Origin of the sequence: Streptomyces poriferorum (genome assembly GCF_019399235.1) — a bacterium.
Lineage (GTDB): Bacteria > Actinomycetota > Actinomycetes > Streptomycetales > Streptomycetaceae > Streptomyces > Streptomyces poriferorum.
In genome coordinates, this window is the sequence record NZ_JAELVH010000288.1 from 1 (window position 1) to 7,819 (window position 7,819).

The following is a 7,819-nucleotide window of genomic DNA, read 5'->3' on the forward strand; positions in this document are numbered from 1 at the left end:
CGAGTTCAATCTCAGTAGTTTCAGCCAGAAACTAATGACCGAAGGGACCGAACCGGCCGGATTCCCACGGCCGGTCGGGCCCCTCGCGATCCTGATCCGCTCCGGTGAGCAGGGGTGTCCGCGGTTCGAGCGGATGCCGCCCTCGGCACAGGGCCGGGAATCAGCAGCGGAAGACCGTCAACGACCGGCCACGGCCCGCCCGTTCCATTTGGTTCCCGATCCGGAGGGGTGTGTTCAGGGCCACACCCCGGCGCGCCGCCATGTGCGGGTTTCCGCTGGCAGGGACCCTGTTTGTTCACGCTCCCGGAACGGAAGGGAAGGAATCCGGCGCTATCGTTCCTACGGCGCGAAATCGCTCAGCACACCACTGACATTGAGCACTTGGTGGCACTTCGATGCCTGCTTGCCGGTCGCCGGAGTCCCTGGTTTGGAACAGGTCACGGAAACGGTGACCTTGTCGTTCTGTTGAATCCGAATGGGGGTGACCCAGTGATAGTCCTGGTTGCGGAACGTCTCCAGAGCAATGGTGGTGATCTTCCGCTCGCCGAAGGAGATGGTCAACACCCCTTCGTCCCCCTGGAAGTTCGCCACCACGATGTCGGTGACACCGAAGACCTTTCCCTGCGGAACCGGATAGGTCCCGTCCCTCTCGGCTCCGGCATCCGTCTGCACGTCGATGGTCTGGGAGCTCTGCTGGGCGTTCGCCCCGCCGCCGCCCGTCGAACCCGAGCCGCCCGTACCGGCACCGCCGGTCCCGTCCGTCCCCGTCCCGGCGCTCTCCCCCTGCTTCTGGCCCTGCCCGCCGGCCGGGTCGCCGCCGCCCGTGGTGCCACCGGTCGCCGCACCGCCCTGCGGCCGCTCCTTGTTCTCCTCCTGGGCCGCCGCGGCGCCGGCCTCCTTCGCGGTGCTGCGGACGGCGGGGCGTACCAGCGCGAACCACGCCACCAGCAGCGCGAGCAGGGCCGCCAGGACGATCAGCAACCACTTCGGCAGCAGCGGGAGTTGCGCGAACTCACCGGGCAGGGGTTCCGGACGTCCGGGCCGGTCGGCCTCCGTGTCCGTCCCCTCGCTCTCCGCCACCCGGACCTCGAACGGCCAGGTCGTGGGGGCGCCGAACCAGATCAGCTTCCGGGCCCGCACCCGCAGGCCCGACTCGGCGGACTCGCCCGGCTTCAGGCTCAGGCGCTCCGGTGTGAAGGCGAGGCGGAGCTCCTCGCCCTCCTGCTTCCCGGTGAACACGACATCGACGGGAGCGTTCCCACGGTTCTGTACCGAGGCCCGGAACCGGGCGCCCAGCCAGCCCCTGCGCCGGCCCGGCTCCAGCCTGGCCCGCAGTTCACTGAACGGCTCGACGACCACCGTCGCCTCGGGAACTGCCACCGATTCGGGGTGCTCCGCCGGCAGGACGCGTACGCCGAGGGGTACTTCGCCCGCCTTGACCTCGTGGGACCGGGGCGGCGCGAGCCGCACCGTCACGGTCTCGGAGGTGCCCGGGTAGAGGGAGACCCGCGCCGGTTCGACCGTGGCCCACGCCGCGCAGTCGCCGACCACTTCGAGGGTGTACGCCTCGACGATGTCGCCGTCGTTGCGCACGGTCAGCGTGGTCGTCGCTTCGGCGCCCGGCGACACCGTCACCGTGGATATGTCGAATTCGGCAGATGTGGTCACGATGCGACGTTAGGCCGCGCCCCGCTCCCGGCAGCAGAGGCGGGAGGGCAACGTGCGGGCAGGTCCGGTGCCCCGGCGGAACACCCGCGCCGTCTCCTGGCCCCCTGCCCGCGCGCCAGGTCTCCCTGTCCGGGGCCGGGAGGAACGTGCACGACATCCGACTTACCGGAAACCGGCGCAACCACCTATCGGGGAACCTGCGGAAGTAGCTGAGGAAGACGAGCACATGACCATGATCACGAAAGATGTGACGCCGACCGTGACGGGCGGCGGCCGCAGCCGCGGCCCCTCCGTGCCGGAGCAACGTACGGAGAGCACGCAGGCTGCGTCGCCGGGGGGCCGGGTCTCCGTGGCCGTGTACGCGGAGGACCTGATCCTGCAGACCGGCATGGTGCACCAGTTGCGCATGCGGCCGGAGATAGAGCTGATACCGGAAGAGGAGGCCGACCGGGCACAGGTCTCCTTAGTAGTGGTGGACCTGGTGAACGAGCCCACCGTCCAGCTCCTGCACCGCCTCCAGCGCAACACCGCCACCCGCACCGGGCTCGTCGTCGGCTTCTTCGAGACGGGGGCGCTGCAGACCCTGATCGAGTACGGCGTCGCCGCCGTGCTGAGGCGTGGCGAGGCCGACCAGGACCGTCTCGTCCATCTGGTCACGGCGATCGCGAAGGGCGAAGGAGTGCTGCCGGGCGACCTGCTCGGGAAACTCCTCGACCACGTCAGCAGCCTTCACCGCACGGTCCTCGACCCCCGGGGGCTGTCGCTCTCCACCCTCACGGCGCGGGAGGCGGAGATGATCAGGCTGGTGTCGGAGGGCTACGGCACCGCGGAGATCGCGCAGAAGACCTCGTACTCCGAACGGACCGTCAAGAACGTGCTCCACGAGGTGGCGGCCCGGCTGGAACTGCGCAACCGGGCCCACGCGGTGGGCTACGCCATGCGGCACGGCCTCATCTGAGGTGCTCCCCGGGAGCCCGCGGCAACGGGCCCCGGGGGCAACGGGCGTTGCCCCCGCGGGGCCCGGGGCTCCGCGGGGCGGGCAGCACCGGGCTCCACGAGCGCGGACGGGCCCGTCGCGGGTTCCCGAAGGGCAGCGTTCTGTGCACCCCTCGCCCTTCACCGCACCACCCCGGCCGCGATATCCAGGAACAGGTACCCGAATCCAGTAACGGGTATCCGATCCGCCCGCAGAGAGCAGAGAGGCGTGCTCCCCATGCGTACGCACAACCCCGGCAAGTCGCCCGTCGCCGGTGAGGCGCGCGGTCCGGTACGCCCGGCCGTCACGGCTCCGGCGACGAACGCCGCGAGCCCGCCCTCCCCCGTGCGGCTCGCCCTGCTGCGCGGTGCCGGAAACGCCGACGTCGTCCAGATGCTGCGGCAGGCGGGACACCCCGGTACGCACGCCGCCGAGGAGGCCCCGCACGGTGCGGGCGAGTGCCACGAGCGGCCCGGGCAGGCTCAGGTGCAGCGTTCCGCCGTGCCCGATGTGCTGCGCTCCGGCGGCCGGCCCCTGGACGACGCCACCCGTACCGACATGGAGTCACGCCTGGGCGCGGACTTCTCCACGGTCCGCATCCACGACGATGCCGCCGCCCGGCGCTCCGCCGCCGAGATCGGGGCCCGCGCCTACACCTCCGGCGATCACGTCGTGATCGGCGACGGCGGAGGCGACCGGCACACCCTCGCCCACGAGCTCACCCACGTCATCCAGCAGCGTCTGGGTCCGGTGGCCGGGACGGACAACGGGAGCGGGCTGCGGGTGTCCGACCCCGCCGACCGCTTCGAGCGCGAGGCCGAGGCGAACGCCCGCCGGGCCCTGTCCGGCCGGGCCTCCGTCCGGGAGGCGTCCGGACCGGACACGGCACAGCGCTCCGTGCGGACCGGGGCCGTGCAGCGAGTCGTCCAGGACCCGGAGAACATCCAGGACCTCTGGACCCACCGGTACTGGCAGGAGCAGGCGGGGAACAGCGCCGCCCAGGCTCCCAAGGCCTCGGGGTCGAGACGTGAACTCCCCACGATCCTCAAGGACGTGGCGAGGAAACTCCTGCGGGACCTGCGTAACGCCGGCCCGCAGGAGAAGGAGCTGCGGCTCTTCCGGACGATGACCGTCGAGGAGGCCGACGCGATCATGAAATGGAAGGGCGACGGCAAGCAAGCAGGCACCGAGGAGTGGTTGGAGGGCGAACGGAACCGGGGTGAAGCGGCCGCCCAGAACTTCCACCATGACAAGAACCTCGACGGGTCCAGGGTCGGAGCGATGCCGGTCAAGAAGCACCTCGGCGACATGGACCAGGCCTACGAGTACTACAGGCGCAACCACGACCAGCACTACGAGTCGGGGCCGAAGGCCGACAACGGCAGGGTCGTCGGCGGCCCGCCGACCCGCGTACTCGAGTTCACGCTCAAGCCCGGCGCCCACCGGCAGCTGTTCACTCCGGAGTACATGGCCCTGGCCGGGAACACCGGCGCACCCGACTCCCTGCGGAGGATCCACGGCGAGAACAGCCAGTTCGAGACGGGCTCGGGCGGCGAGGGGAACCTCACCGGGCGCGTCGGTATGAAGCTCGAGAGCCACGGCGACTTCAGTCTCAGTCTCGGATCGGAGACCGAGGCGACGCAGTTGCTGTTCCAGCTGTTCGTCAAGGACGTCCAGGACGTGACGTCGAGGGCCAGTCACCGGTGGAACAACGAGACGGACGCCTACTGAGGGCTGTCCCGCACATCCGCCGGGGCCGCAAAGGGCACCAGGTCTTCCCCCACCCCGGGTACTCCGGCCCCTGTCCACCGTCGCCCGCGCACACGATGCTCGAACTGGAGAACCATCGACCAGACTGTGAGGTGGACCGTGGGCGGTCCTGCTGGCCCGGCACGCCGTACCCGGTTGCGCCGGCTGAGCGGCGTCGTGGTGTTGCTGGCCCCGCTGCTGGTGGCGGGTTCCGTGTCCGTCCCGCAGGGGGCGACGCCGGCGGCCGCCGCCTCGGACGCGGCGCCCGCGGACACCGGACGGATCGCCTTCGCCGGTACCGGACACCGCAGTCTCGGGCAGCGTTCCTCCGAGACGGCCAGCGCGGACCTGTTCGGCTCCGGTCCCGCCCACTACGACCAGGACGCGTTCGGGCGCGGCGGCGCTCTGGTCTTCACGAGCCTGCGCGACGAGGCGAAACCCCAGGTGTACGTGCGCGGCGCCGACGGTTCCGTACTCCGGCTCACCACCGGCTATGACGCCGCGCACCCCGAACTCTCCGTCGACGGGCGGACCGTGGTGTTCGACTCGGCCGCACCGGGAGCCGGGGATTCGGCGCAGCGTGACCTCTGGTCGGTCGGCGTCGACGGCTCCTCCGATCCCCAGCGGCTGACGGACACGCCCGCGAACGAAACCCATCCGACGCTCTCCCCGGACGGCACCCACATCGCGTACGCGAGCGACGGCGGCCCGGAGCGGGGCACGCAGATCTACGAACGGGACCTGTCCGGTGGGGAGGTGACCTGTGTCAGCGACCCGGCGGAGGGCGACGCGAGCGAGCCGGAGTGGAACCCGGTGGACGACGACGCGCACGAGGACCTGCTCGTGTACACCCTGCACCAGGAGCCCGAGTCGGACACCGACACCGGGAACCGGCTGCGGGTCACCAACGGTCCGGGCACCGAACGCCCACTGCTGACGGGCGACTTCGCCGGCTGGGGCACCCGTTCGGCCGCCTGGCTGCCCGACGGCAACGGTCTGGTCTTCCTCAGCCCCAACACGGACTGCGGCTGCTCCGTCTACGACCATGTGTACCGGGCCGGCTCCCTCGACAACCCCGTACCGGCGATGGAGCTCTCCGAGGACCGGAAGGTGGAGTCCCCGGCCGTGCTCGTGCGGGCGGGCATTCCGGTGGTGATCGTCACCCGCAGGACCACCGTGGATCCGGCCTTCGTCACCCTCCAGGACATGCGGCAGGACGGCTCGGACCCCCGGGACCTCCGGCTCGACGTGCTGCGCGAGGACCCGAAGGCCCTGACCAACACCAGCGACGACCCCGCCGACGACCCGCTGTTCCACCCTTCCGCGGGCTACGACCCCTGGACCGAGCGGCAGACCTACACGCCGAACGGCCGGCAGATCGCCGTGACCCGCTTCGAGGACGTCGACGGCGTGCGGGTCCAGCGGATCTGGCTGGCCGGCACCGACGGGACGAACGAGGCGGTCATGGACCTGGACGGGCGGGGCGCCGGGGACTGGGACACCGACCCCTCCTTCTCCCCGGACGGTACGAAGATGGCGTTCGTCCGGACCTCTCCGGGAGGCGTCGGAGACGCGGCGGGCCCCAGTCAGGTGCTGGTCGCCGATGTCGCCACGAAGAAGATCATCGGCAAGGTGGTGCCGCCCGCGGGGGAGGTGGCCGGTCAAGACGCCCAGCCCGCCTGGTCCTCGGACGGCACCACCCTCGCCTTCACGCGTAACGAGGTGATCCGGGGCCTCGGCGGCATCAAGCACGTCTGGACCGCCCTGGTGAAGGACCTGGACCAGCAGCGGGACCTCAGCGTCACCGGCTGCCCCGGTGAGTGCAAGGTGATCGACGACAGCCCCGCGTTCTCCCCCGACGGCAGGTCCATCGCCTTCAACCGCAAGGACCGCGCCGACCAGATCAACAACCGGGCGAGCGTCGTCGTCACCTCGCCCGACGGCACCGGCTGCCGGGTAGTGCTGCCGTCCGACCGGCGCGACGACCCCGCCGCGTGCGGCGAGCGGATCCCGGACGTCACGGCGACCGGGCCCTACCAGCCGCGTGACGTGGCATGGTCGCCGGACGCCGGGCGGCTGGTGCTGAGCCACCGCCGGGACATCGCGCCGAACTCCCCCGAGCAGCTGTCCGAACTCGATCTCGCCACCGGCACGTTGACCGAGCTGACCGCGACGCTTCCGGGCCGCCAGAAGGAGCCCGCCTTCCAGCAGTCGGTCGACCTGACCCTCACCGCACCGCCCGTCGCCCCTTCCGTCGAGGCCGGTTCCTCGGTGTCGTTGACGGTCACCGTCACCAACCGCGGCCCGGCCCCGTCCCCCGGCACCAGCTGAGCCATCGCCGCGAGGATCGCATCGGCCTCGGCCACCACCCGGGCGGGGGTGACCGAGGGGTGACCGGCCCACCAGGCGTAGTGCTGGGCCACCGTCCGGGCCCGGTCCGTGGCGCCGTCGCCGTATCCGGCGGCCTCCAGCTGGGCGAGGACACCGGCGGCCAGCCGGTAGCGGGAGCCGGCCGGTGACAGCAGGCCGCAGCCGGCGAGCTCACTGAGTGCCGCGTCGGCGTGGGTGTCCCCCACGAGCGCCGGCAGGTGCGCCTGGTGCGGCACCTCGCCGCCGAGTGCGACCGCGAAGCGCAGCGTCTCGCGCGCTGCCGGGCTCAGCCGTGAGCCGAGCAGCGTGGCAGGTGCGGCGCCCTCGCCGAGGCTGGGCAGCGGCACCTCCGCGGCGTCCGTCCCGGCGGTTTCCTCGGCCTCCGGAGCCTCCTCGGCGGGCCGGTTCTCCAGGTAGCCGTACTCGTCGTACGCGGTCGGGTCGGTGCCCAGCAGGTCGCGTTGGCGCAGCAGGGCGCCCGCCTGGACGAAGCGCAGCGGAAGGCCCTCGGACTCGAACCAGAGGTCGCCCGCCCAGTTGGCCTCCTCCTCGGTGAGCTTGCGCTCGACGACCCGCTCCATCAGGTCGATCGAGGCGCCGCGGTCGAGGCCGGCGAGGAAGACCTCTTCGAGGTGGGAGTCGGGACCGGGGGCGGCGATGTCCGGCGTCGTGGCCAGCAGAAAGGCGCATTCGGGCGTGGCGTCGAGGAGCTCGTCCAGGGCGGCGCCACCGAACTCCAGGTCGTCGAGCACGACGACGGCACCGGTCGTCCGGAGCTTCGCCAGCAGCAGTTCCCGGTCCGGGCGGTGCAGCGGCGCGTCGTGAACGGCCTCGAAGAGTCCGTGGAGGAGGTCGGCGACGGTGCGCTTGTGGCCGCTCAGCCGGACGACTCCGTCGGGGGCGAGTTCCGCGCAGTCGGCGGCGACGGCGTCCAGCAGCGCAGTACGGCCGGAACCGGCCGGTCCTGTGAGCCGTACGGAGCGGCCGCGGGCCAGCAGGCGCACCAGGCGTTCGCGTTCGTCGGCCCGCTCCAGCAGCGGCAGCTGGAGGACGGGC

Annotated in this window: 4 protein-coding genes and 1 pseudogene; 3 read left to right on the plus strand and 2 right to left on the minus strand. The window is 71.6% G+C overall.

Annotated elements, in window-relative coordinates; translation table 11 throughout:
* Positions 1-339: 339 nt before the first annotated feature.
* Positions 340-1,644, minus strand: a complete 1,305-nt coding sequence (locus tag JGS39_RS33035) for a COG1470 family protein (protein ID WP_219573443.1) — start codon at positions 1,642-1,644, stop codon at positions 340-342.
* Between the two features lie 250 nt (positions 1,645-1,894).
* Here JGS39_RS33035 and JGS39_RS33040 point away from each other — a divergent pair, with 250 nt between their 5' ends.
* From JGS39_RS33040 to JGS39_RS33050, 3 genes are all read left to right on the plus strand, one after another.
* The gene (locus JGS39_RS33040; protein WP_236064486.1) at positions 1,895-2,626 is read left to right on the plus strand and encodes a helix-turn-helix transcriptional regulator; all 732 of its coding nucleotides are present in this window, start codon (positions 1,895-1,897) and stop codon (positions 2,624-2,626) included.
* A 255-nt stretch (positions 2,627-2,881) separates the two neighbouring features.
* On the plus strand, positions 2,882-4,375 hold the full coding sequence (locus tag JGS39_RS33045; protein WP_219573442.1) for an eCIS core domain-containing protein: 1,494 nt from the start codon (positions 2,882-2,884) through the stop codon (positions 4,373-4,375).
* A 138-nt stretch (positions 4,376-4,513) separates the two neighbouring features.
* A complete protein-coding gene (locus JGS39_RS33050; RefSeq protein ID WP_308120855.1) occupies positions 4,514-6,724 on the plus strand; it encodes a hypothetical protein in 2,211 nt (736 codons plus the stop codon).
* On the opposite strand, the pseudogene JGS39_RS42005 reads toward JGS39_RS33050, so the two are convergent.
* Positions 6,696-7,819 (minus strand): annotated as a pseudogene (locus JGS39_RS42005) (P-loop NTPase family protein); the annotation flags it as partial. The gene JGS39_RS33050 and the pseudogene JGS39_RS42005 overlap by 29 nt on opposite strands.

Coding starts and splice junctions, on each gene's coding strand:
- JGS39_RS33040 (WP_236064486.1), top strand. CDS start 1,895: ATGACCATGATCACGAAAGATGTGACGCCGACCGTGACGGGCGGCGGC.
- JGS39_RS33045 (WP_219573442.1), top strand. CDS start 2,882: ATGCGTACGCACAACCCCGGCAAGTCGCCCGTCGCCGGTGAGGCGCGC.